Source organism: Mycobacterium sp. IDUB_1 (genome assembly GCF_055419625.1).
Window position 1 is genome coordinate 1,923,982 of the sequence record NZ_JBVAYA010000001.1, and the last position, 25,282, is coordinate 1,949,263.

A 25,282-nucleotide genomic window follows, 5' to 3' on the forward strand; every position below is an offset into this window, starting at 1 on the left:
CTGACCCACGGGGGTGTCATGCGTCAACCGACGACACGGCTGCAGGTCAGCGGCCACCGATTCCTGATGCGCCGCATGGCCCATGCGCTGGTCCGCGGAGATGTCAGGATGCTCGACGATCCGCTTCGCGCACAGTCGCTTTCGCTCACCGTCGGTGCGGTGTTGGCGGCTGCCGGGGTCGCCGCGTGCGCTGTCATCGCGGTGTTCGGACCGGCGAGCGACATCGGGGACGCGTCGGTCGTCGTGGTCCGCGAGACCGGCGCACTCTATGTGCGGGTCGACGACACCCTGCACCCGGTGTTCAATCTGGCCTCGGCGCGGTTGATCACGGGCCGCTCCGAACCGCCGCGGGTGGTGTCGCAGACCGCGGTCGACTCGCACGCGCGCGGTGCGATGATGGGCATACCCGGAGCACCGCAACATCTTTCGGCTGCGCCGCCGCCGGATTCGGTGATGGTGTGCGACGAGGACGGTCGGACCACGGTGATCGTCGGAGCGTCCGCACCCGCCCGCGCAGCGCTCCAGCGGCCCGTGCTCGTCACGCCGCGCGGGGCCGGTCCCGCGCTGACATACCTGCTCTACGGCGCTGCGAAGGCCCGGGTCGACCTGCGCCACCCTGCCGTCGTCCGGGCGTTGCGCCTCGACGGTGTGGCGCCGCGCCCGATCTCCGAGGCGGTGCTTGCCGCGCTGCCCGAGGCGCCCCCCGTCGTGGCCCCGCACATCCCGAACCGCGGGGCCCCGGGGCCTGGCCCGCTGCACGACCATCCGGTCGGAACGGTGATCGGCGTGTCCGGCAGCGATGCGCAGTTCGTGGTTCTCAGCGGAGGTCTGCAGCGGGTCAGCACGGTCACCGCGGACCTGATTCGCTACACCGACGGTCGGGTCGGCGCGACGGTGCCGGTGGTGGCGCCCGATGTCCTCGGCACGCTTGCGGTGGTGGACTCGCTACCGGTCACCACATACCCCGACCATGCGGGCGCGACGCCCGCGCGGGTGGTGTGCGCGCGCTGGCGGCCGGAGCCCGACGCGTCCGGTCCGCACAGTGCCGTCGTGATCGCTGACGCGACAACGGAGTCCGGTGTCTCGCTGGCCCAGGCCGATGATGCTGGCCCCGCCGTCGACAGGGTCGCGCTGTCCGGTGGCGGTGCCCTGCTGGTGCGTTCGGTGGCGCTGGGTGGCGACGTCGATCCGGGCGATGACACCGGGCCGCTGTTCCTGCTCGCCGACTCCGGTGCGTTGTTCGGTATCGAGAGCGACGACACTGCAACACGATTGGGATACACGCTGCCGGGCTCACCGATTCCCTGGGTCTTCCTGGCGGGCCTGCCGCGAGGACCCGACCTCAGCGTGCCGGCCGCGTCAGTCGCCCGCGACGTCCTCGTCGCCGGGCCGTGACCGGCGCAGCGCGGCGCCGGCGACGGCCACCGCGCCGACGAGCCCGCCGCACAGCAGCACCGCGCGTACCAGCGACACCGGCTCGTGCGGGCGCTCCTCGACCGGCATACCGGAGAGTGTCGTCTCCGCACGTGGTGCCGACGGCGGCGCCACGTCGCCGACCGCGGCCAGCACGTCGACCACACCGTGCCCGACCGTCGGGGACCAGCCACCCGCCGGATGCCGCGCCGTGTCTTCGATGCGGGCCATCACCTGACGTGCGGTGAGCTCAGGATGCCGGGACCGGACCAGAGCGGCGAGCCCCGAGACCAAGGGCGCCGCGAAGCTGGTGCCGGACAGAGGGGCTCCGCTCACCGTGGAATCAACGACACCGTCGGCCGCGGCTGCCAGGGACACGACGTTCTCGCCGGGTGCGGCGACGTCGACCCACGGCCCGGCGAGGCTGAAGTCGGAGGCGGCTCCATCGGAGCCCGACGATCCGACGGTCAGCACGTAGTCGTCGTACCAGGCGGGGCTGGCGACCACGGTTGCTTCGCTGCCGTTCTGCCCGGGGCACTGGCCGGCGCCGCCCACGTTGCCCGCCGCGCTGACGACGACGGCGTTGGTGACGTCGACGGCGTAGGCCAGGGCCGCACCCAAGGCGCGGTCGTCGAGGTCGGCGTCGGCGGCCAGACAGGCCACCGAGGAGATGTTGATGACCGTGGCGCCCCGGTCCGCCGCGAGCCGGACCGCCGCGGCCAGGGTGTCGACGTCCCCTACGCCCGATCCAGCGGGTCCGCCCCCTCGGGGGTCGGTGACGTCGAACTTGTTGCTGGACTGCCGAATTGCCAACAGGGATGCATCGGGGGCCACGCCGGCGAAGCCGTCCGACGGGTCCTGGCTCGCTCCGATCAGTCCGGCGACGATCGTGCCGTGGCCGTCACAGTCCGCAGTCCCGTCTCCCGTGCTGACGAAGTCGCCACCCGGGATGAGGTGGGGAAGGCGGCGATGGCGGGCCACCCCGGTGTCGATGACCGCGACTGTCTGCCCGGCGCCACGGGTCAGCGGCCACACCAGCGGCACGTCCTCGAGGAGGTGGCCGCGTGACGTCGCCGCGCGCACGGCCACACAGTCGACCCGCTGTTCGGTGGGCCGCGGTGGTCGCGCGGACCCCGCGGCAGGGAGGCGGGTGTCGTCGATCGGCGGGGGAGAGACCGACGCGCCGGCCGGCGCGGACGGGGCGAGTCCCACGGTGAGCGCGGTGACTGCGAGAAGGCGACCGACGCGGCTCACGGCAGGTTCACTGCACGTGCCGCGTCGTAGACCCCGACGAGCCAGGCGCCCAGCGGCAGGACGGCGGCGATCGAGACATAGTCGATGGCACGGAGTACGTTGTGCACCAACGGGTTCCATGTTAGTCCCCGCAGGCGGATCAGGGCCGCACCGGCCAGCGCGACGCCGCAACACCACCACGGCGCCATGAGCGGGTGTGCGGTCACCGCGACGAACAGAGCGATTGCCAGCGCCGCGAGACCCGACCCGCCCAGTATCAGCCGCCGGACGGGATCGGAGTGGACACGGTGCCGCAGGATCAGCACGGCTCCAACGGCAATCGCGAACAGGATTGCCGCCAGCCGTGTTTCGTCGGTGTCGGCAGCGACGACCGCGACACCGGTGATCGCCGTCGCGGACCAGCCGGCCGCCAGGCCCGTGAGAAGTCGGTGCGCCGCCCGCGCCCGGCGGGGACCGACCGTGCGTCGTGCCGGCCCGATGCCGGACACCGCCACCACGAGTGAGGCGGCAGCCCCGAGGGCGGCGAGCGACACACACGCCAACAACGCGCCGACCGCCGCGGGGCCCATGGTCGCCAGCGCACCGATGGCCGAGGCCAGGAGGGTCGCGCCGCCTGCTGCGGCGCATGCGGTCATCGCAGGTGTCGCGCCGTCGTCGTTGCGGCTCATCGACATCGACAGGCACACCGCCATGGCCACGGCGGCCCCCGCCGCGAAGACCGAGACGACCGTCCAGGACGTGCCTGCTGCCGCCAGCGCTCCGGTGACTGCGGCGTGACCGACGGCCCCGATGCCCAGGGCTCCAGCCAGGGGTGCCGTGACCCATCCGGCGGTGGCGGCCACCGCGGCGCCCGCCGCGGTCGCCGCGCTCACCCACAGTGCCGAGTCCTGCCCGGTCGCCACGCCTGCCCAACCGAGCACCGCGGCCAGCGTCAGCGCCACGATGACTGCGACCGCGACGTCCCAACCGCCCGTGCGCGGAGCAGGCTCGCGGCCGACCGCGATGACCGCGTTGGTGGTCGCACCCACGCGGATTCGGGGAGGTGGCATCGGCTCGTCGGTCAGCACCATCAGATCACCGTCGTGAACCCCGTTGTCGCACAGGCTCTTCGTGGGATCGAACGGCAGTCCGACGGCCGGGCCGAGCATCCACCGGATGGGCACCGATGCGTGCATGTCGTCGCCCAGCACGGCATCCACCAGCGAGGGCAGGAGGACGGCGATCGGACACCCGGCCGGGAGCACGAGATCGGCGCTGCGTTGCTGCCGCGGCAGATGGACGGCCACCCGGCGCACCGTATCGGTCACGACAGCAACGTAACTCGGGCACGAGGGGTGCTTGCGCACCAATGTTTTCCGCCGACGGATGGAACCGCAGCGCGTGCTGGTGCGTCTGCTCCTACATGGAACCCTTGCGCCGGCCGGGCGGCCGCATCGCGCTCGACGCGCCGCCGCCGCTGCCCGAGGCGACACCGGTCAACCCGGTGGCGCGGTTGATGCCGGTCGCGATGGTCGCCGCCGTGGTGGGGATGAGTGCGCTGTACCTGCGGTCGGGTGCATCGGCCTCGCGCAGCCCGATGTTCCTGGTCCTGCCGGCGATGATGCTGGTCTCGCTGATCGGCATGCTGGCCCACGGCGGTCGCGGAGGCGCCCGAACCGCCGAGATCAACGCCCAACGTGCCAACTATCTACGCTATCTCGACACCGTCGATGCCGCCGTCCACACCGGTGCCATCACCCAGCACATGTGGCTGTATCGCCACCATCCCGACCCGGACGCGCTCTGGCCGCTCGTCGGCACACAGTCGATGTGGCAGCGCGGTGACACACATCCCGAATTGCTCTGTGCGAGGGTCGGAATCGGTGACGTGGACCCGATGACGGCGGTCGTGCTGCCCGAGCTCGCGTCCGACGACGACGCCGACCCGGTCACCGCCGCCGCGGTGCGCCGGCTCGCCGCCGCCGGGTCATCGGCCCACGAGATGCCTGTACTGGTGTCGTTGGACCAGTCGAGATCGATCACGATCACCGGCGAACCCGGCTCCTGCCGAGCGGTGGCGCGGGCGCTCGTGTGTCAGATCGCGGTCGCTCATGGGCCCGCCCTGCTCGGGATAGCGGTCGCCCCGAGCGACGGTCACGAATGGGATTGGCTTGCATGGCTTCCGCACACTCGGGCGGACCAGACGCCGCAGCACCGGGTGATCATCGCCGACGGCGCTGCGCCGCCGGTCGCCGACGGTGTGACCATTGTGCAGATCTGCGCCGCTCGGTCACCGGTGGTCGTGGCCGCCGACGGCGTGAACGTGACTGCCCGCTACGACGAGCTGTCGCTCCCAGAGGCGCTAGCCTGCGCGCGCCGGATCGCCCGCTGGACGCCGCAGCGTGCGTCGTCCCGGCGCGACGGCTGGCCGGCCTTGATGGGTATCGCCGATCCGGACGCCTTCGATCCGACCGTCCGGTGGCCGCAGCGCACCAGTGCGCCCCTGCGGGTGCCCGTCGGGGTGGGTGAGGACGGAGCCGTGGTCGAGCTCGACATCAAGGAGGCCGCGGCCGGCGGCATGGGTCCACACGGGCTCTGCGTCGGTGCGACGGGATCCGGCAAGTCGGAGTTCCTGCGCACCCTGGTGCTCGGCATGATCACCGCGCATTCCCCGGACGAACTGAACCTCATCCTCGTCGACTTCAAAGGCGGGGCGACGTTTCTCGGTCTCGACACCATCAACCACGTCTCGGCGGTGATCACGAACCTCGCCGACGAGGCGCCGCTGGTGGCGAGGATGCGCGACGCGCTCTCCGGTGAGATCACCCGCAGGCAGGAGCTGCTCAGAGCAACGGGAAACCTCGCGGACATCGCGGCGTACCGGCGAGCCCGCACTCGCGATCCGCGGTTGGCGCCGTTACCGTCCCTGTTCGTCGTCATCGACGAGTTCTCCGAACTGCTCAGCCAGCATCCCGATTTCGCCGACCTGTTCGTCGCGGTGGGCCGTCTGGGTCGCTCACTGGGCATGCACCTGTTGCTGGCCAGCCAACGCCTCGACGAGGGACGGTTGCGGGGGCTCGAAGCCCATCTGTCCTACCGCGTCTGCCTGAAGACGTTCTCGGCGGCCGACTCTCGCGCCGTCCTCGGAGCGCCCGACGCCTACCACCTTCCCGCCCGCCCCGGGGCCGCCTTCCTCAAGACCGCGACCGGGCAGGTCACCCGCTTCCAGGCGGCGTACGTCTCGGGTCGCGTGCCGATCACCGCGCCTGCCTCCGAGGACACGCGCGTCGTCGTCGAACCTCTCACACAGCGGACTCCCGCGGAGCGGCCGGCTTCGAGGCCACTGCTTGAGACGATGGTCGCCCGACTCGAAGGGCATGGTCGCCCAGCGCACCGCGTGTGGCTGCCGCCGCTGCGGCGCTCCCCGATCCTCGACGACCTGTTGAGCGGGTTCGAGCCGAGCCCTTTGCGCGTGCCGATCGGCCTGATCGACCGACCGTTCGAGCAGCGGTACGAGCCTCTCGTCGTCGACATGTCAGGGGCGGCAGGCAATGCCGCGATCGTCGGCGCGCCGCAATCGGGCAAGTCGACGACGCTGCGGACGTTGGTGGCCGCACTCGCCGCGCGCCATGACGCCGCCGCGGTGCAGTTCTACTGTCTGGACTTCGGCGGTGGTGCCCTGACTGCGCTGCGGGAGCTACCGCACGTCGGATGTGTAGCGGGCCGGCTGGAAGCCGACCTGTGCCGTCGCACCGTCGCCCACGTCGAGGCCGTCCTGCGCCGACGGGAAGAGACTTCTCGGAGCGACTCCGATCCGGACGTGTTCCTCGTCGTCGACGGATGGTCCACCGTCCGAGCCGAATTCGACGCTTTCGAGTCCGCGATCACCGCACTCGCAACGCGAGGTCTCTCCTACGGGGTACACGTGGTGCTGGCCGCGTCCCGGTGGGCCGACCTGCGTCCGGCGCTGAAAGACCAGATCGGCACACGCATCGAACTGAGGCTCGGGGAGCCTGCCGAATCGGAGATGGATCGGCGGCGCGCTCGTGAGCTGGGCACGGCCCCGGCTGGGCGCGGCCTGACCCGCGACGGTCACCAGATGGCGATCGCTTTGCCGGGAGCTGCGCAGATCCGCACCCACGCCGGCGGCCGGCGTGCCCCGCGGGTCGAATTACTGCCCACCACAGTGGATCACGAATCGATCAGCGTGGGGCCGCGGGAGCGCGATCACGTACTCGTCGGTCTGGGGGAGCGTGATCTCGGCGCCGTCAGTCTGAACGTCGCCGAGAATCCGCACCTGCTGATTCTGGGCGACGGTGAATCCGGCAAAACGGCGCTCCTGCGGACGTTGTGCATCGATCTGGTACGGACGCACGCGCCGGAGGACGTCTCGCTGGAGATCGTCGACTATCGGCGCACCCTGCTGGGCGTCGTCGAAACCGGCCATCTCGCAGGCTATTCGGCATCTCCTGTCGCGTTGGAGGCGCGGCTGAGCGCCTTGACTGCCCGGCTGACCGCCCGTATGCCCGACGAGCACGTCACCCAGCGGCAACTGCGTGCACGGTCGTGGTGGACCGGGCCCGACATCTACGTCGTCGTCGACGATTACGACCTGGTGGCCGGCGCCACCGGCAACCCGCTCACCCCGCTGGCCGATTTCCTGCCGCACGCCAAGGATCTCGGGCTACACGTCATCGTCGCGCGTCGATCCGGTGGAGCATCCCGGGCGATGTTCGATCCGGTGCTGACGCGCCTGCGGGACATGGGCTGCAGCGGCTTTCTGATGAGCGCCTCGCCGGAGGAAGGGATGCTGCTGGGCAGCACCCGTGCTGCGCCGCTGCCGGCCGGCCGTGGCGTGCTGTCGGTGCGCGGCCGCGCCGACGAACTGGTCCAGGTGGGATGGCACGATCCGCCGTGACACCCGTGGTCGTCGAGGTCGGCCCGGTGACGGTGCGGGGTCCGGGTAGCCCGCCCGCGGAATGGGCCGAAGCGGCCGTCGCGGCTGTGGGAGATCGGCTCGCCGTGGTGGAGGACCGCGTCGTCGACGTGTCAGACGTTCTGCGCGAGGTGCTCTGGGCGGCGGCGGGCGGGCCGACGCGTTCACTGGCCGTGGTGGTGCCGAGCTGGTGGCCGGTTCGCTGGACGGTGTCCGTGACCGACGCTGCGGGGGCAGTTGCCGACGACGTTCGGGTGTTCCGTCGCGGACCCCTGCTCAGCGCCGCCGGGTCGGCCTCGACCGTCGTGGAGCTCTCCGCCGACGTGGTCGCTATTGCGGAGCCCGGCCGGCCTCTCCGCGTGGTCGGCCGTGACGGTGACACCCTGCCGAGCTCTGCACTGGTCGACGTGCCACCGGGTGTCGCCAGCCCGACGTCGTCCACCGCGCGGCGCGTACAGCGCGAGGACGTCGAAGCCGCGGTGACGACGACGCTGACGGCGCGACCCCGGTTCCGCCGGCCCGCGATCGCTCTGGGCGCGGCCGTGATGGTCGCGTCCACCGTCCCCTGGGTGCTCCGCGACCCGGAGCCCGCGCAGTGGAGGGTGCTCACCGAAGGCCGGGCCGCGATCGATGTGCCCGCCGGCTGGGCGGCTGAACGCATCACCTCGGGGCCGGGCTCGGCCAGGGTGCGTGTCAGCGCGCCCGATGGGCTCCCGGCGCTGCACCTCACACAGTCCCTCGGGCCGGCGGGCCCCGACGACATCGCCGAATCCCTGCACCGCGCAATCGCATCCGCTCCTTCGGGGGTGTTCGTCGACTTCCGGCCCGACGGTGAGGTCGGCGACCGCGCCGCGGTGACCTACCGCGAGGTGCGTGACGGCAGCCAGACCTCGTGGGCGGTGGTCGGCGACGGGAATGTCCGTATCGCCGTGGGCTGTCAGAGCACGCCCGGCCACGCCGACCTGATCGCCGCGGCGTGTGCCCGCGCGGTGCGCAGCGCCCATGCGGTCGGTGGATAAGTCGACGGAACCGATCCGGTGGCCCATGCGTCCAAACATGTAGAACGCCAGGAGAAATGAACCACAAACCACATGGAAGGATCTACGATGCCGATCCCGTCAGGAGCCACTGGTGGAGCACTGGCCACCGACTTCGACCTCATGGCCGCGGTGGCGGGCAAGACCGAAGCCCGCAACGAGGAGATCCGCGCCATGCTGGCCTCGTTCATCGGCCAGATGAGCAGCGTGCCCGCCTCGGTGTGGGGCGGAGCCGCCGCGGCCCGGTTCCGGGACGTGGTCGACCGCTGGAATGCGGAGTCGCTGCGGTTGCACGCGGCGCTGCAGCGCATCGCCGAGACCATCCGCGACAACGAGCGCACCCTGCGCCAGGTCACCGACAGCCATGCCCAGGCCATCGGCTCGGCGTCAGCCCACCTGTAGGAGAACCGACATGGACCCGATGCTGTCCTACGATTTCGCCGCCATCGAGCACACGATCCGCCAGCAGATCCACGCGACCTCGTCCCGCTTCAACGCCGCGCTGGACGATCTGCGCACTCAGATCGCTCCGCTGCAACAGGTCTGGACCCGCGACGCCGCCGAGGCGTACCGGGTCGAGCAGACGCGGTGGGAGCAATCCGCGGCGGCGCTCAACGACATCCTGTTCCGTCTGGGTAATGCGGTGCGCGACGGCGCCGACGACGTCGCGGCGACCGACCGCAGTGCCGCCCACGCCTGGGGTGCGTAGGCGCCCCACCGAACGCTGTGCGACCCCCGGGAGGAGGGGAGCCGACCGGGGGTCGCACAGTGCCTCCCCGCCCGTGCTCGGTGGGATAGGGTGAGGGGCAGGTGTGATGGCGGACACAAAGGATCGCCCCGTGGCAACTGCGAAGACGACGAACGGGCGGGCTGGCTCCCGGCCGCTATCGGCGACGCTGAGTACCGTCCACGAGAAGTTCATCGCCGGCGAGGTCGACGCCAGTGACCTGAACTCGGCTGTGCGGCCGGTCGTCGCGCAGAGCTGGGAACGCAGTCGGGCAGTGGGCGTCGATCCCGACTTCCACGGTGCCCGGGCCGCCGAAGCCGTAACCGCGGTCGCGCGGCTGCGCGACACCCACCCGCTGGCGCCGGCGCTGCCGGTCATCCGTCGCCTGCTGGTCAACGATGCGGTCGACTCCGGCGTGGTGGTCGCCGTCAGTGCCGCCGACGGCACGTTGCTGTGGGTCGAGGGCGATCCCAATGCCTGCCGCCGCGCCGAGGCGATGAACTTCGTGCCCGGCGCCGACTGGAGCGAACAAGGCGCCGGCACCAACGCCCCCGGGACCGCCCTGGCCCTGGACAGGGAACTACAGATCCACGGCTCCGAGCACTTCTCCCGCATCGTCCAGCCGTGGAGTTGCACCGCCGCCCCCGTGCACGACCCGACCACCGGGGCGCTGCTCGGCGCGATCGACCTGACCGGTGACGCGCAGGTGGCGTCGTCGCAGACCCTGGCGCTGGTGCGGGCCACCGCCGTCGCCGTGGAGAACCATCTCGCGCTGCTGCGGGTCGCCGGGATCGGCCCCGAACCCGCGGCTCGCAAACCGCACCTCGTGGTCCTCGGCGGCGATCGGCCCCGCTGGGTGACCTCCGACGCGTACGGGCACCTGCAGGCCACCTACCTCACCGGCCGGCACGCGGACATCCTCGTGCTGCTGAGCAGGCATCCGGAGGGGCTGTCCGCGGACCATCTCGCGGTCCTGCTCGACGACAAGGACCTCGACGTCGTCACCGTCCGCGCGGAGATGTCGAGGTTGCGCAAGGTGATTGGCGCGGAGAACCTCGGCTCACGGCCCTACCGGCTACTCGCTCCGATCACCAGCGACATCGGCGAAGTGTTCGACGCGCTCGACGCCGGTGACGTCGACGCCGCACTAGACCGGTACTCCGGGCCGCTGCTGCGCCAGTCGGTCTCCCCGGCGGTGGCGCGTCTGCGCACCGCTCTGTCGACCACGCTGCGTGAGGCGGTGCTCGCGGAGAGTCGGCGCGGTCGGGCCGACCTCCTGCGGCGCTGGCTCGATCTGCCCGAAGGGCGCGACGACCGTGACGGTTGGCAGGCGCTTCGGGACTGCTCCGGGCTGAATGCGCTCGCGCGGGCCCAGGCGCGCGGCCATCTCGCCGGCATCGACTACGAACTCGGCTGACTCCGAGACGGTTGCAGATCTATGCAACCGTGCTGCAACGGTGGCGCGCGTAGGTTCAGTGACGCACACCACACGAGCAGGAGTACCACCATGACTGTGTATGCCCGACCGGGGACCGACGGCTCGCTGATGTCGTTCAAGCCCCGCTACGAGAATTTCATCGGCGGCCAATGGGTGCCGCCGAAAGCGGGTCGCTACTTCGAGAACCCCACGCCGGTCACCGGCCAGGCGTTCACCGAGGTGGCGCGCTCCGACGAGTCCGACATCGAGGCCGCCCTCGATGCCGCGCACGCCGCGGCGCCCGCCTGGGGTAAGACCTCGGCTGCCGAGCGTGCGGTGATCCTCAACAAGATCGCCGACCGTATCGAGGAGAACCTCGAGTCGATCGCACTGGCCGAGTCGTGGGACAACGGCAAGCCGATCCGCGAGACGCTCAACGCCGACATCCCGCTGGCCATCGACCACTTCCGTTACTTCGCCGGATGCATTCGCGCACAAGAAGGTTCGCTGTCGGAGGTCGACGACGACACCGTCGCCTACCACTTCCACGAGCCGCTCGGCGTCGTCGGCCAGATCATCCCCTGGAACTTCCCGATCCTGATGGCCGTCTGGAAGTTGGCCCCGGCACTGGCGGCAGGCAACGCGATCGTGCTCAAGCCCGCCGAGCAGACGCCCGCGTCGATCCTCTACCTGTTCGAGGTCATCGGCGACCTGCTGCCCGCCGGTGTCGTCAACATCGTCAACGGCTTCGGCGTCGAGGCAGGCAAGCCGCTGGCGTCGAGCAACCGCATTTCCAAGATCGCGTTCACCGGCGAGACCACCACCGGCCGGCTGATCATGCAGTACGCGTCGCAGAACCTGATCCCCGTCACGCTCGAGCTGGGCGGCAAGAGCCCGAACATCTTCTTCAACGATGTGATGGCCGAGGCGGACAACTACCAGGACAAGGCGCTCGAGGGCTTCACGATGTTCGCCCTCAACCAGGGCGAGGTGTGCACCTGCCCGTCGCGCTCGCTGATCCAGGCGGACATCTACGATGAATTCCTGGCACTCGCCGCGATTCGCACGAAGGCCGTTCGTCAGGGCGATCCGCTGGACACCGAGACGATGATCGGCGCGCAGGCGTCCAACGATCAGCTCGAGAAGATCCTGTCCTACATCGAGATCGGCAAGAGCGAGGGCGCGCAGCTGGTCACCGGTGGTGAGCGCGCGGAGCTCGGCGGCGACCTCAACGGCGGGTACTACGTGGCGCCGACGATCTTCACCGGCCACAACAAGATGCGGCTGTTCCAGGAGGAGATCTTCGGTCCCGTCGTCGCGGTGACCTCGTTCAGCGATTACGACGAGGCCATCAGCATCGCCAACGACACGCTGTACGGGCTGGGTGCCGGGGTGTGGAGCCGTGACGGCAACACCGCCTACCGCGCGGGCCGCGACATCAAGGCCGGCCGCGTCTGGACCAACTGCTACCACCAGTACCCGGCGCATGCCGCATTCGGCGGGTACAAGCAGTCCGGCATCGGTCGGGAGAACCACAAGATGATGCTCGACCACTACCAGCAGACCAAGAACCTGCTGGTCAGCTACAGCGACAAGGCCCTCGGCTTTTTCTGAGCCGCCCCTACCGCCAGAAGACCCCGGCGCGGAGCGATCCGTGTCGGGGTTTTTCCGGTCATCTTTTATGGTCGGATAACCGACCTTTAAAGCTCCCGAAACATACGACAGATAGAAGTAGTGATCATGCCCTCGAGTCCGCGTCAGAGCGTCGCAGAAAACCGACAGACCGACGAATACCTGGCACGGCGCCAGCTGAAACAGGGAAGTGCAGGCTGGCTGCTGCTCGCCGGGCTCGGCGTCAGCTACGTCGTTTCCGGGGATTACTCCGGCTGGAACTTCGGCCTCGGCCACGGCGGCTTCGGCGGGCTGGCGATCGCCGCGGTCATCATCGCCGCGATGTACCTGGCTCTGGTGCTCGGCATGGCCGAGCTGTCGTCGGCGCTGCCCGCAGCGGGCGGCGGCTACACCTTCGCCCGGCGCGCGCTCGGTCCGTGGGGCGGTTTCGCCACCGGCACCGCCATCCTCATCGAGTACTCGATCGCCCCCGCGGCCATCGCCACGTTCATCGGCGCCTACGTGGAATCGTTGGGGCTCTTTGGTATTCAGAACGGCTGGTGGGTGTATCTGGTCGCCTACGCGGTCTTCATCGGAATCCACCTGTCGGGCGTCGGCGAGGCGCTCAAGGTGATGTTCGTGATCACCGCCATCGCCCTGGTCGGACTGGTGGTGTTCGCCATCGCCGCGGTCGGTAGCTTCGACGCGGCGAATCTCACCGACATCGCACCGACCGACGCCGCCGGCGCGTCGTCGCTGCTGCCCTACGGTTACCTCGGCATCTGGGCGGCGATCCCGTTCGCGATCTGGTTCTTCCTGGCCGTCGAAGGCGTACCGCTGGCCGCGGAGGAGACGGCCAACCCAGAGCGCAACGTGCCGCGCGGCATCATCGCGGCGATGGGCGTGCTGCTGGTGACGTGCGTCGGGGTCCTCGTGCTGGCCACCGGCGCCGGCGGTGCGGCCGCGATGTCGGAGTCCGGCAACCCACTGGTCGAGGCGCTCGGAAGCACCACCGCTGCCACCGTTGTCAACTACATCGGGCTGGCCGGGTTGGTCGCCAGTTTCTTCTCGATCATCTACGCCTACTCCCGGCAGCTGTTCGCGCTGTCGCGGGCCGGCTACCTGCCGACCGTGCTGTCGGTGACGAACTCGCGCAAGGCGCCGACGCTGGCGTTGATCGTGCCCGGCCTGATCGGCTTCGCGTTGTCGCTGACGGGCAAGGGTGATCTGCTGCTCAACATGGCGGTGTTCGGGGCTGCGGTGAGCTACGTGCTGATGATGGTCAGCCACATCGTGCTGCGACGACGCGAGCCGACCATGCCGCGGCCCTACCGCACGCCGGGCGGCGTGGCGACCACCGGATTCGCGTTGGTCATCGCCGCGTTGGCGGTGATCGCGACGTTCCTGGTCGACACCATCGCCGCGCTGTGCTGCCTCGCGGTGTTCGCCGCGTTCCTGCTGTATTTCGCGTTCGTCAGCCGGCACCGGCTGGTGGCCAACTCGCCCGACGAAGAGTTCGCGATGCTCGCACAGGCGGAAGGGGGTCTGACGTGAAGTTCCACCAGCAGATCTCGGGAACGACTTACAGCTTCGACGGGCTGGTCGACCTGATGGCCAAGGCCACCCCGCTGCGGTCCGGTGATCAGCTCGCCGGGTGCGCCGCCGACAGCGACGCCGAACGCGCGGCGGCGGCCTGGGCGTTGGCCGACCTCCCGCTGGACACCTTTCTCACCGAGCTCGTGGTGCCCTACGAGAGTGACGAAGTCACTCGGCTGATCATCGACGGCCATGACCGCCAAGCGTTTTCGGCGATCTCCCACCTCACGGTGGGCGGGCTGAGGGACTGGCTGCTCGACGCGGCCGCGCGCGACGACGGCGCGGCAGGGATCGCGGCGATCGCGCCCGGGCTGACTCCCGAGATGGTCGCGGCGGTCAGCAAGATCATGCGCAACCAGGACCTGATCGCCGTCGCGGCCGCCACCGAGGTCCGCGCCGCGTTCCGCACCACCGTCGGCGTCCCCGGCACGCTGGCCACCCGGCTGCAGCCCAACCACCCGACCGACGACCCGCGAGGCATCGCCGCCGCCGTCCTGGACGGGCTGCTGCTGGGCTGTGGCGACGCCGTCATCGGCATCAACCCGGCGACCGATTCGCCGCACGCCACCGCCGACCTGCTGCACCTGCTGGACTCGATCCGCGCCCGCTACGACATCCCCGTGCAGTCCTGTGTGCTCTCCCACGTGACCACGACGATCGGGCTGATCGAGCAGGGCGTGCCCGTCGACCTGGTGTTCCAGTCCATCGCGGGCACCGAGGGAGCCAACAGCGCATTCGGCGTCGATCTCGCGGTGCTGCGCGAAGGCAACGAGGCGGCCCGCTCGCTCGGGCGCGGCACCGTCGGCAACAACGTCATGTACCTGGAGACGGGGCAGGGGTCCGCGCTGAGCTCGGGCACCCATCTCGGCACCGGCGGCCGGCCCGTCGATCAGCAGACCCTGGAGGTGCGGGCCTATGCGGTGGCGCGCGACCTGCAGCCGCTGCTCGTCAACACCGTGGTGGGCTTCATCGGGCCGGAGTATCTCTACGACGGCAAGCAGATCGTGCGCGCCGGGCTGGAGGACCACTTCTGCGGCAAGCTGCTCGGCCTGCCGATGGGTGTCGACGTCTGCTACACCAACCACGCCGAGGCCGACCAGAACGACATGGACACGCTGCTCACGCTGCTCGCCGCGGCCGGGGTGGCGTTCGTCATCACCGTGCCCGGCGCCGACGACGTGATGCTCGGCTACCAGAGCCTGTCGTTCCACGACGTGCTGGTGACCCGCCGCACCATGGGGTTGCGGCCTGCGCCGGAGTTCGAGGCGTGGCTGCGCACGGTCGGCATGATGGACGACGCCGGCCGGGTGATCCCGCTGGACGTGACGCGTTCGCCGCTGCGCGCGCTGGCGGCGTCATGAGTTCGCCCATGACATCGGATCAGGTTGCCGCCCAAGCATTCTGGAACGAGTTGCGGAGCACGACGCAGGCGCGGATCGGGTTGGGGCGTGCGGGGAACGCGTTGCCCAGCCGGGATGTCCTCGAGCTCGCCGCGGCGCATGCCGCGGCTCGCGATGCTGTGCACCACCCGCTCGATGTCGACACTGTCGTCGCCCAGGTGCGCGACGTCGGCATCGGCGAGCCCGCGGTGGTGTCCAGCCGCGCCACCTCCCGGGCGGAGTATCTACGCCGGCCCGACCTCGGCCGTCTGCCCGCAGACGTCGCGCACGTGCCCCGCACAGGTGCCGACATCGGTGTCGTCCTCGCCGACGGCCTGTCCCCGACGGCGCTGGGGCTGCACGGACCGAAGCTGCTGGCCGCGCTCGTCGCGCAGCTCGCGCCGCAGCACACACTGGCGCCGCCGGTCATCGCGACGCAGGCCCGGGTGGCGCTGGGCGATCACATCGCTGTGGCCGCCGGGGTCCGTACGGTGCTGGTCATCATCGGGGAGCGGCCCGGCCTGAGCGTGGTGGACAGTCTGGGGATCTACCTGACGCATCTGCCGCGGGTCGGTGGCACTGACGCGGACCGCAACTGCATCTCGAACATCCACCCGCCCGGCGGGTTGGGGTACGCCGAGGCCGCGCGCATCGCCGCCGGCCTCGTCCGCGGCGCGGTCGAACTCGGCCGCTCCGGCGTCGACCTGAAGGACACCTCGCGGGCCCTCGGCGCGCCCGACACCAGCGCCCTGACCTGATGGGAGACACCATGTTCCGCCGCATCGGCAGGATCGCCCTGTCCGCCGCAGCCACCGCGACGCTGGCCTTCACGGGATCCGTCGCCGAGATCCCGCAGGCCTCCGCGGCGCCGGCCTGCCGGATGCTGGCCGCCGACCCCGGCTGGTACGGCGACAACCGCGCGCGCATCGACGCGATGATGGCCGAGCTGGGCACGTGCGGCGGATCGGGCGACGTGGCGGCCGGGGCCCCGTTGGCGCTGTTCGACTGGGACAACACCGTCGTCAAGAACGACATCGGGGACGCCACCTTCTTCTGGATGGTGCGCAACGGCAAGCTGCGCGCCCCCGCGGACTGGGCCACCACCAGCCCGTACCTCACCCCGGCCGCCGTCGGGGCGTTGTCACGGGCGTGCGCGGCCGGGGTCCCCGGTCAGACGTTGCCCACCGACACGGACGTGGCGTGCGCCGACGAGCTGGTGTCGATCTACGGCGACGCGGAGACCACCACGAAAGAACCGGCCTTCGCCGGCTTCGACGCGCGCCGGATGGAACCCGCGTACGCGTGGGCCGCGCAGCTGCTGGCGGGGTGGCCGGAGCCGGTGCTCGTCGGGTTCGCCGAGCAGGCCCGGCAGGAGAACCTGGCCGCGCCCGAGGACACCGAGCAGAAGGTGGGTAGCACCGAGCAGACGGGCTGGGTGCGCTACTACCCGCAGATGCGTGACCTCATCGGGGCGTTGCAGGCCAACGGTTTCGACGTGCGCATCATCTCGGCCTCAGCCGAGCCCGTGGTCCGGGTGTGGGCGGCCGATCTCGGCATCCCGGCCGACAAGGTGATGGGTGTGCGCACCGAGCGCGACGGCGATGTCGTCACCTCCCGGTTGGTGCCGTGTGGCGGATCGGTCTCCATCCCCTACATCGACGGCAAGCGCTGCCGCGTCAACGAGCAGGTCTTCGGCATCACAGGCCCGGCCGCCTACGACGTTGCCGCCCCGCCGCACCGGGCCGCGTTCGGGGCGGGGGACTCCGACACCGACGTCAGCTTCCTCTCCGACGCGACCGCCCTGCGCCTGGCGATCAACCGCAACAAGACCGAGCTGATGTGCCGGGCCTACGACGACGCCGACAGTCGCTGGATCGTCAACCCGATGTTCATCGAGCCCGAGGGTCAGGCCGAGCCCTACGCCTGCGCCACCGAGGGCTACGTCGAACCCGGCGGCGGGGACGGGCCGCTGCATCGGGCAGACGGAAGTCTCGTCCCCGATCAGGTCGACCGGGTGTTCTGAGGTCGGACGGCGCTGGGGTGAGGGCCTAAGTCCCTGTCGTGCATCTCTTTCCCGCAGTGGGATGGAGTCATGACCGAGAACACGATGCGCGCCGCCGTTGTCCACCAGCTGGGTTCTCCGCTGACGATCGACGAACTCGACCTGCCCAAGCCCGACGACGGGCAGGCTCTGGTGAAGCTCGAGACATCCGGGGTCTGTCACACCGATCTGCATGCCGCACAGGGTGATTGGCCTGTGAAGCCGACGCCGCCGTTCGTTCCGGGCCATGAGGGGTACGGCACCGTGGTGGCGGTCGGCAACGGTGTGGACGACCTGAAGGTGGGGGACAAGGTCGGCAACGCGTGGCTGTGGTCGGCGTGCGGTCGCTGCGAGTACTGCCGCACCGGATGGGAGACGCTGTGCGAACACCAGCGCAACGGCGGCTACACAGTCGACGGCAGCTTCGGGTCCTACATGCTGGTCGACGCGGCGTACGCGGCGCGGATCCCCGACGGTGTCGACCCGGTGGAGGTGGCGCCGATCCTGTGTGCCGGCGTGACCGTCTACAAGGCGCTGAAGGTGACCGACACCAGGCCGGGGCAGTGGGTGGCGATCTCCGGGATCGGCGGGCTCGGACACGTCGCCGTGCAGTATGCGATCGCGATGGGGCTGCGGGTCGTCGCCATCGACGTCGACGACACCAAACTCGACCTGGCCACGCGGCTGGGCGCGGAGGTCGTCGTCAACGCCCGCACCGCCGATGTCGTCGCCGAGGTGCAGAAGGCCACCGGTGGCGCGCACGGCGTCCTGGTCACCGCGGTGCATCCGGAAGCGTTCGGTCAGGCGATCGGCCTGGCGCGCCGCGGGGGCACGATCGTGTTCGTCGGTCTGCCGCCCGGTGACTTTCCCGCGTCGATCTTCGACATCGTGCTCAAGGGGCTCACGATTCGGGGTTCCATCGTCGGAACGCGCCAGGACATGGTCGAGGCCATCGACTTCTTCGCCCGGGGTCTGATCCACCCGACCGTGCACACCGCGACGCTCGACGAGATCAACGACGTGTTCGCCCGCATGGAGCAGGGGCGCATCGACGGCCGGGTGGTCATCGACTACCGATGAGGGCGTTTTGACCTGCGGGGACACGCCCCGGTAGGCTGCCTCGTTGGCGTGCGCTGCGCTTGTCGTGTACCTCGGGTCTCCGTCGGTCGCCGAGGCAGGTGTGAGCGTGAATGCGAGAGCGTACGCCTGACCGGCACCCGGAACCCCCGGGATCCACCCGAGAGAGAAGCAGAGGTAGCGCTGTGTCTACGTACACGCCGAAGGCGGGTGACACCACACGTTCGTGGTACGTCATCGACGCCCAGGACGTGGTACTCGGCCGGCTCGCCGTCGAAGCAGCCAAGCTGCTGCGCGGCAAGCACAAGCCGACGTTCACGCCCAATGTCGACGGCGGTGACTTCGTCATCGTCATCAACGCCGACAAGGTCGCCATCAGCGGCGACAAACTGACCAAGAAGTTCGCCTACCGGCACTCGGGGTATCCCGGCGGCCTGCGCAAGCGCGCCATCGGCGAACTGCTGCTCAAGCACCCCACCCGGGTCGTGGAGAACGCGATCGTCGGCATGCTGCCGCACACCAAGCTCAGCCGTCAGGTGCAGAAGAAGCTGAAGGTGTACGCCGGCCCGAACCATCCGCACGCCGCGCAGCAGCCGATTCCGTTCGAGATCAAGCAGGTGGCCCAGTGACCGAACCCGAGTACACGACCGAGACCGTCGAGCCCGTGGAAGCCTCAGGCACCGAGACCTCCGTCGAGTCCGAGGCCGCTCCGCGCGAGCCCGTCGTCATCGACCGTCCGATCCAGACCGTCGGCCGCCGCAAGGAAGCGGTCGTCCGCGTCCGCCTGGTGCCCGGCACCGGCCAGTTCCACCTGGACGGCCGCACGCTGGAGAACTACTTCCCGAACAAGGTGCACCAGCAGCTCATCAAGGCGCCGCTGGTGACCGTCGACCGGGTGGAGCACTTCGACATCTACGCCCACCTCGATGGTGGAGGCCCCTCGGGCCAGGCCGGCGCGCTGCGTCTGGCCATCGCCCGGGCGCTCATCATCGTTCAGCCCGAGGATCGTCCCGCGCTCAAGAAGGCCGGCTTCCTCACCCGTGACCCGCGCGCCATCGAGCGCAAGAAGTACGGTCTGAAGAAGGCCCGCAAGGCGCCTCAGTACAGCAAGCGCTGATCAGTCCGTTCACAGACGCCCGGTTGCTCTTCGGAGCGGCCGGGCGTCTGTCTTTGTCCTGTGAGCGATACCCGGGCATTAGGGTGCTCGAAGACTCGTGTGAGAGGTTGTCACCATGGCTCGACTGTTCGGCACCGATGGAGTGCGCGGCGTCGCCAATCAGGATCTGACGGCCGAGCTGGCGCTGGCGCTGGGGGCGGCGGCGGCCCGTCGGTTGACCAGAACGGGCTCCGCCGGCCGGCGGCTGGCCGTGGTGGGCCGCGATCCCCGCGCCAGCGGCGAGATGCTCGAGGCGGCGGTGATCGCCGGCGTGACCAGCGAGGGTGTCGACGCGCTTCGCGTCGGCGTGCTGCCGACCCCCGCGGTCGCCTACCTGACCCGTGCCTATGACGCCGACTTCGGCGTGATGATCTCCGCCTCCCACAATCCGATGCCCGACAACGGCATCAAGATCTTCGGTCCCGGTGGTCACAAACTCGACGACGACGCCGAGGACCGCATCGAGGAACTGGTCCGTCAGGGTCCCGGCGACCGGCCCACCGGGGCCGGGGTCGGCCGCGTGCTCGACGCCCAGGATGCTCTCGAGCGCTACGTGGGGCATGTCGAGACGGCGGCGCGGACCCGACTCGACGGACTGACCGTGGTCGTCGACTGTGCGCACGGGGCGGCTTCGGTCGCCGCCCCGCTCGCCTACCGCGCCGCGGGCGCGAACGTGATCCCGATCCATGCCGACCCTGACGGGTTGAACATCAACGACGGCTGCGGCAGCACCCACATGGATTCGTTGCGCTCAGCCGTGGTGTCCTACGGCGCGGATGTGGGTCTGGCCCACGACGGTGACGCTGATCGTTGCCTGGCCGTCGACGCGCACGGGCGTGTCATCGACGGTGACGCGATCATGGTGGTGCTGGCGCTGGCCATGCAGGAGTCGGCCGAGCTGACACGCAACACGCTGGTCGCGACGGTCATGAGCAACATGGGCCTGCACCTGGCGATGCGCGAGGCCGGCATCGAGGTGCGCACCACCGGGGTGGGAGACCGGTACGTCCTCGAGGAACTCCGCGCCGGGGCGTACGCCCTGGGCGGGGAGCAGTCCGGGCACGTCGTGCTTCCGGCGTTCGGGACCACAGGAGACGGCATCGTGACCGGGCTGCTGCTGATGGCCCGGATGGCGCAGACCGGCCGCACCCTGGCCGACCTCGCGGCGCCGATGCAGACGCTGCCGCAGGTGCTGATCAACGTGGCCGTGGCCGACAAGGCGACGGTCGCCGATGCGCCCTCGGTGCGCGACACCGTCGCCGAGGTCGAGGCCGAGCTCGGCGACACCGGTCGAATCCTCCTTCGCCCCTCGGGAACCGAGCAGGTGGTGCGGGTGATGGTGGAAGCCGCCGACGAAGACACCGCACGCCAGCTCGCGGCGAAGGTCGCGCAGTCGGTCAGCGCGGAGTCGTAACGGTCGTCGATCGGCGGGGAACCGTGGCGTCGCCCCGTGCGTCCAATGAAGTATGGGGAGTACAGGCGTCGACGTGGGTGCGCTGCGCGCCGTCGCGAGGGAGTACGAGCGAGCCGGTGAGATCATCGGTCGAGCTGTGGGAGAACATCTGTCTCACGTGACCTTTGGTGGGTCGACGGCCGGGCGGGCATATGTCGCCCACGGTGAGTCATTGCAGTCCGCGCTGCGCGACCTGACGACCTCGGTGTCGTCGTGGTCCCGGGCGGCCGGTGAGATCGCGGCGGCCATGGAGGTCTCGGTCGAGAGGTACGTCGAGGCCGACGAGCGCGCGGCCGGACGGGTGGGGTAGTGGCCGAGACGTTCGACGTGTCCGGCCGGTTGGCGCAGGGCCTACCCTCGGTCGAGGCGATGTCGGCGTACGTGTGGGCGTCCCACCAGGTGGGGTTCACCGACTCCGATCTGACGCTGCATCCAGCGCAGGTGCGTGACTGGTACGGCACCGAAGAGGGCATGGATCTCGTTGTCCTGCAACGCGATTGTGCCTCTGTCGACGCGGCGGTGCGGGCGACGCGGGAGGCGCTGGCCATCCAGGATGATCAGGCCGGCGTGCTGGCGGGTGCCTGGCAGGGGTCGGGTGCGCAGGCGGCGCAGGAGTACCTTCACCGCCACGATGCGGCGTCAGCGGTGGTCGCCGACGCTTTGGCCTCTGCCGCAGCGGCGTTGCGCCGCACGCTCGAGGAACTCTGGCGCGCGGTCGATTCCAAGGTCGAGACCACCATCGCTGTCGAATCCGACGTCGGTGCGGCACGCGAGCAGTGGCTGGCCGCCGCCACGACCGTCACCTCGGGTGTGGGGGATCGAGTCGCTGCCGCCGAGCTGGTCGACGCCGAAGTCAAGCCGTTCGTGCAGAACCGAATCGGGGCGGAATGGCTGACGGCCGTGCAAGGCGCGGGTGCCGCCGTCGCCGAGGCGTATCGCACCGCCACCGCCGAGATCAGCGCACGCCCGCTCGCTGAATTCGAGATCCCGGGTGCGCTCGGGCCGAGTGCGCCGGCGCCGTCGTTCTCAGCTGCAGCGCCCACCGCGCCCACCGCGCCCGCGGCGCCCACCGCGCCCGCGGCGCCCACCGCGCCCGCCGCGCCCGCACCGACGGCGCCGGCGGCCTGGACAGCGCCACCCGCAGCGCCCGCGCAACCAGCAGCGTCGGCGCCACCGGCATTCGCATCGCCGCCCGCCCCGGCGCCCGTTGCACCGGCCGCGGCGCCGCTGCCAGATATGGGTGGGGGCGGGGCAGCGATGCCGGCGGTGGGGCAGCGTTTTGCCGACGCGTTGAGCGGGCTGCTGGGCGGTAGCGCATCCGACCCTGCGATCAATCCCCTCGACGACCTCGAGCCACCCGAGCCGCCTGAACCCGACGACGAGGACCACGAACTCGAGGAGGAGGAGCCCGAGGACGACGAATCCGAGGAAGAGGAGCCCGCCGCAGAAGATCCGGCCCAAGGCGAGCCCGCCGCGGACGAGCCAGTCGCCGAACCGATCCCGGCGGAACCGGAGCCCGAGGCCGTCGCACCACCGGCGCCCACGCCACCGCCGCCACCTGCCGAACCGCTGGCCCCACCGCCGGTCGAGGAGCGCACGCCCTGCGAGATCGCCGCCGACGAGGTCCCGCAGGTCGGCCCGCCGCCTGTTACCGAGCCAGGTGGCGGCTGATCACCAGGCGCTGAATCTGGTTGGTGCCCTCGAAGATCTGCGTGATCTTCGCTTCGCGCATGAACCGCTCGACCCGATAGTCGCGTGTGTAGCCGGCACCGCCGAACACCTGCACGGCATCGGTGGTGACCTTCATCGCCGCGTCGGTGGCGGCCAGCTTGGCGACCGACGCCTGTCGCGAATAGGCCAGCCCGGCGTCGCGGCGTCGAGCCGCATCGATGTAGGTGGCTCGCGCGGAGTCGACCGCGGCGGCCATGTCGGCCAGCAGGAACGCGAGTCCCTGGTGGTCGATGATCTTGCGGCCGAACGTCGTTCGCTCCTGGCTGTAGCCGACCGCCGCATCGAGTGCCGCCTGCGCCAGCCCGACGGCTACGGCCGCGATGCCGAGTCGCCCGGCATCCAGTGCGCTGAACGCGATCTGCAGACCCTGGCCTTCGGCGCCGATCCGTCGCTGCGCATCGACGAACGCCCCGTCGTAGTAGGCCGCGGTGGTGGGTACTGCGTGCAGGCCCATCTTCTCCTCGGGTCGGCCGAAGGTCAGGCCGTCGAGGTCGCCAGGCACCAGGAAGCACGAGATCCCCTGCGAGCCTTCGCCGGTGCGAGCGAACAGCGTGTAGAAGTCGGCGACTCCGCCGTGGGTGATCCACGCCTTCTCGCCGGTGATGCGGTAGCCGCCGTCCGCAGCGGCTGCCCGACAGGTGAGCGCGGCGGCGTCCGAGCCCGCCTGCGGTTCGGAGAGGCTGTACGCGCCGATGAGCGAACCGCCGAGCATGTCAGGTAGCCACCGCGATCGCTGCTCGTCGGTGCCGAAGGTCATCAGAGGATGGCAGGACAGACCGTGCACGCTGACCGCGACAGCCACTGTCGCCCACCGCGCCGCGAGTTCTTCGAGCACCTGCAGGTAGACCTCGTAGGGCTGACCGCCGCCGCCCCACTCCTCGGGGTACGGCAGGCTCAGCAGCCCCGCTTCCCCGAGCGTCGCGAACACGCCGTCGGGGTAGGTCTCGTCCTTCTCGTGCTTGTCGACGACCGGGTCGAGCACCTTGTCGGCGATGGTCCGGGCGAGCTCGATGAGTTCGTGCGCCTCGTCGGTGGGCAGCAGGCGATCCACAGGCATACGTCGAACAGTACTACAGGACACTCTGCAGTACTATTGACCTGTGACCACGCCTGCATTCGCCACCCGGCGGCGCACCGAGCTCTTCGATGCGCTGGTCGGTCTGTTCTTGGCGGAGGGTTTCGCGCATCTGACGCTCGATGAGATCGCGACGCGGCTGCGATGCTCCAAGTCCACGCTCTACACCCTGGCGGCGAGCAAGGAGCAGCTGGTCACGGCTGCCACCGTGCATTTCTTCCGCACGGCGACCGAATCGGTGGAACACCGTGTCGCCGCCGCGGACGGCGCTCGCGAGCGCGTGACCGCCTATCTGCAGGCGGTGGGCGAGGAACTGGATCCGGCGTCGGATCGGTTCATGGCCGATCTCGACGCGTTCGCCCCGGCGCGGGCCATCTACGAGCAGAACATCCGCATCGCGGCACAGCGGGTCCAGGAGCTGATCGCGGCCGGGGTGGCGGCCGGCGAGTTCCGCGACGTGCATGCCGCGTTCGCCGCCGAACTCGTCGCGACGATGATGGTGGGCATCCAGCAGCGGGCGGTGCGCGAGCGCACCGGGCTCGACGACGCGGCGGCCTACCGGGAGTTGGCGGCGATCCTCACCGGCGGGATCCAGGCGTGACTCAGATCGTGGTGACGTAACCCCCGTCGATGCGGACGTCGGCGCCGGTGATGTTGGTGGCGCGATCACCGGCCAGGAACACGGTGAGGTCTGCCACCTCCTGCGGGGTGGTGAATCGTCCTGTGGCTGCGCCTGCGGCGACCGCGTCCACCACCTGATCGGCGGAACCGCCACTGGCGGAAGCGAATTGGGCGGCGACGCCGTCGTCGGCCAGCCACAGGTCGGTGGCGACCGGCCCGGGGCTGATGGTGTTGACGCGAATGCCCTTGGGCCCGAACTCTTTCGACAGGCTCTTCGCGTAGTTGGCCATCGCCGCCTTGGTGGCGCTGTAGTCGATGATGTTCCATTCGGGCAGCGTCGCGTTGACCGAGCCGATCATCACGATCGCGCCACCACCGCGCGCCAGCAGAAGGGGGATGGCTTCGCGCGTCGTGCGGACGGCCGACAGGAAGTTCAGCGACCAGGCGGCGGTCCAGTCGTCGTCGGTGACGGACTGCGAACCGGCGAATCGCGGGGTGACGGCCCCGGCGTTGTTGACCAGGATGTCGACACCCCCGCGTTCCGCGGCAGCGGCGACGAGGGTCTTCGGGCCGTCCGCGGTGGACAGATCCGCGGCGACGAACCTCGCCACGCCTGCCGCTTCGAGCGCTTCGAGTCCGGGACTGTTCGTGCGGGCACCTGCGACGACGAAGGCGCCGGCGCCGGTGAGTCCCTCGCTGATGGCGAGTCCGATGCCCTTGCTCGCTCCGGTGACGACGGCGATCTTGTCGGTCAGGTCGATGCGCATGCCGGGCACTCT

General features: G+C 70.2%; 21 protein-coding genes and 1 pseudogene. 18 read left to right on the forward strand and 4 right to left on the reverse strand.

Annotated features, from left to right (window positions below):
• Positions 1-18: 18 nt before the first annotated feature.
• On the forward strand, positions 19-1,395 hold the full coding sequence (gene eccB / locus ACZYYX_RS09875) for a type VII secretion protein EccB (RefSeq protein WP_463814212.1): 1,377 nt from the start codon (positions 19-21) through the stop codon (positions 1,393-1,395).
• Here eccB and mycP read toward each other — a convergent pair.
• Both mycP and eccD read right to left on the reverse strand, forming a co-directional pair.
• A complete protein-coding gene (mycP, locus tag ACZYYX_RS09880; protein WP_463814213.1) occupies positions 1,360-2,667 on the reverse strand; it encodes a type VII secretion-associated serine protease mycosin in 1,308 nt (435 codons plus the stop codon). The genes eccB and mycP overlap by 36 nt on opposite strands.
• Entirely contained in the window at positions 2,664-3,974 is a 1,311-nt protein-coding gene (eccD, locus tag ACZYYX_RS09885; RefSeq protein ID WP_463814214.1) for a type VII secretion integral membrane protein EccD, read from the reverse strand. Before eccD ends, mycP begins: the two co-directional genes overlap by 4 nt.
• A 95-nt stretch (positions 3,975-4,069) precedes the next feature.
• Here eccD and eccCa point away from each other — a divergent pair, with 95 nt between their 5' ends.
• The 16 genes and pseudogenes from eccCa (at position 4,070) to ACZYYX_RS09965 (ending at position 22,747) form a co-directional block, all read left to right on the forward strand.
• Positions 4,070-7,564 (forward strand): type VII secretion protein EccCa, encoded by a 3,495-nt coding sequence (eccCa, locus tag ACZYYX_RS09890; RefSeq protein WP_463814862.1) that lies wholly within the window; start codon positions 4,070-4,072, stop codon positions 7,562-7,564.
• A complete protein-coding gene (locus tag ACZYYX_RS09895; protein WP_463814215.1) occupies positions 7,546-8,601 on the forward strand; it encodes a type VII secretion-associated protein in 1,056 nt (351 codons plus the stop codon). The genes eccCa and ACZYYX_RS09895 overlap by 19 nt, the downstream gene beginning before the upstream one ends.
• 87 nt (positions 8,602-8,688) lie before the next feature.
• On the forward strand, positions 8,689-9,021 hold the full coding sequence (locus tag ACZYYX_RS09900; protein WP_463814216.1) for a WXG100 family type VII secretion target: 333 nt from the start codon (positions 8,689-8,691) through the stop codon (positions 9,019-9,021).
• 10 nt (positions 9,022-9,031) lie between these two features.
• Positions 9,032-9,328, forward strand: coding sequence for a WXG100 family type VII secretion target (locus ACZYYX_RS09905; RefSeq protein WP_463814217.1), 297 nt, complete (start codon positions 9,032-9,034; stop codon positions 9,326-9,328).
• Positions 9,329-9,434: 106 nt separating this feature from the next.
• Positions 9,435-10,763 carry a helix-turn-helix domain-containing protein gene (locus ACZYYX_RS09910; RefSeq protein WP_463814218.1) on the forward strand — a complete coding sequence of 443 codons (1,329 nt, stop codon included), beginning with the start codon at positions 9,435-9,437 and terminating at the stop codon, positions 10,761-10,763.
• Positions 10,764-10,853: 90 nt separating this feature from the next.
• On the forward strand, positions 10,854-12,377 hold the full coding sequence (gene adh, locus ACZYYX_RS09915) for an aldehyde dehydrogenase (protein WP_463814219.1): 1,524 nt from the start codon (positions 10,854-10,856) through the stop codon (positions 12,375-12,377).
• Positions 12,378-12,503: 126 nt separating this feature from the next.
• Positions 12,504-13,928 (forward strand): ethanolamine permease, encoded by a 1,425-nt coding sequence (gene eat, locus ACZYYX_RS09920; RefSeq protein ID WP_463814220.1) that lies wholly within the window; start codon positions 12,504-12,506, stop codon positions 13,926-13,928.
• Entirely contained in the window at positions 13,925-15,331 is a 1,407-nt protein-coding gene (locus ACZYYX_RS09925) for an ethanolamine ammonia-lyase subunit EutB (RefSeq protein ID WP_463814221.1), read from the forward strand. The genes eat and ACZYYX_RS09925 overlap by 4 nt, the downstream gene beginning before the upstream one ends.
• An 8-nt stretch (positions 15,332-15,339) precedes the next feature.
• Positions 15,340-16,107: an ethanolamine ammonia-lyase subunit EutC gene (gene eutC, locus ACZYYX_RS09930; RefSeq protein ID WP_463814222.1), complete on the forward strand. Its 768-nt coding sequence runs from the start codon at positions 15,340-15,342 to the stop codon at positions 16,105-16,107.
• Positions 16,107-17,372, forward strand: coding sequence for a haloacid dehalogenase-like hydrolase (locus ACZYYX_RS09935; protein WP_463814223.1), 1,266 nt, complete (start codon positions 16,107-16,109; stop codon positions 17,370-17,372). Before eutC ends, ACZYYX_RS09935 begins: the two co-directional genes overlap by 1 nt.
• A 69-nt stretch (positions 17,373-17,441) precedes the next feature.
• Positions 17,442-18,470, forward strand: coding sequence for an alcohol dehydrogenase AdhP (gene adhP, locus ACZYYX_RS09940; protein ID WP_463814224.1), 1,029 nt, complete (start codon positions 17,442-17,444; stop codon positions 18,468-18,470).
• 182 nt (positions 18,471-18,652) lie between these two features.
• A complete protein-coding gene (gene rplM, locus ACZYYX_RS09945; protein ID WP_463814225.1) occupies positions 18,653-19,096 on the forward strand; it encodes a 50S ribosomal protein L13 in 444 nt (147 codons plus the stop codon).
• Between the two features lie 48 nt (positions 19,097-19,144).
• Positions 19,145-19,584: pseudogene (rpsI, locus tag ACZYYX_RS09950) on the forward strand (30S ribosomal protein S9); the annotation flags it as partial.
• A gap of 115 nt (positions 19,585-19,699) precedes the next feature.
• Entirely contained in the window at positions 19,700-21,037 is a 1,338-nt protein-coding gene (gene glmM, locus ACZYYX_RS09955) for a phosphoglucosamine mutase (protein WP_463814227.1), read from the forward strand.
• A 52-nt stretch (positions 21,038-21,089) separates the two neighbouring features.
• Positions 21,090-21,386, forward strand: a complete 297-nt coding sequence (locus ACZYYX_RS09960; RefSeq protein ID WP_463814228.1) for a DUF7162 family protein — start codon at positions 21,090-21,092, stop codon at positions 21,384-21,386.
• Complete coding sequence (locus ACZYYX_RS09965) at positions 21,386-22,747, forward strand: hypothetical protein (RefSeq protein WP_463814229.1); 1,362 nt, start codon at positions 21,386-21,388, stop codon at positions 22,745-22,747. The genes ACZYYX_RS09960 and ACZYYX_RS09965 overlap by 1 nt, the downstream gene beginning before the upstream one ends.
• Here the strand turns inward: ACZYYX_RS09965 and ACZYYX_RS09970 are convergent.
• Positions 22,725-23,864 carry an acyl-CoA dehydrogenase family protein gene (locus ACZYYX_RS09970; protein ID WP_463814230.1) on the reverse strand — a complete coding sequence of 380 codons (1,140 nt, stop codon included), beginning with the start codon at positions 23,862-23,864 and terminating at the stop codon, positions 22,725-22,727. The two genes, ACZYYX_RS09965 and ACZYYX_RS09970, sit on opposite strands and share 23 nt — an antisense overlap.
• A gap of 43 nt (positions 23,865-23,907) precedes the next feature.
• Between ACZYYX_RS09970 and ACZYYX_RS09975 the strand changes: the two genes are divergently transcribed.
• Complete coding sequence (locus tag ACZYYX_RS09975) at positions 23,908-24,483, forward strand: TetR/AcrR family transcriptional regulator (RefSeq protein ID WP_463814231.1); 576 nt, start codon at positions 23,908-23,910, stop codon at positions 24,481-24,483.
• A gap of 1 nt (position 24,484) precedes the next feature.
• Here the strand turns inward: ACZYYX_RS09975 and ACZYYX_RS09980 are convergent, their stop codons facing one another.
• Positions 24,485-25,270, reverse strand: coding sequence for an SDR family oxidoreductase (locus tag ACZYYX_RS09980; protein ID WP_463814232.1), 786 nt, complete (start codon positions 25,268-25,270; stop codon positions 24,485-24,487).
• Positions 25,271-25,282 lie beyond the last annotated feature (12 nt).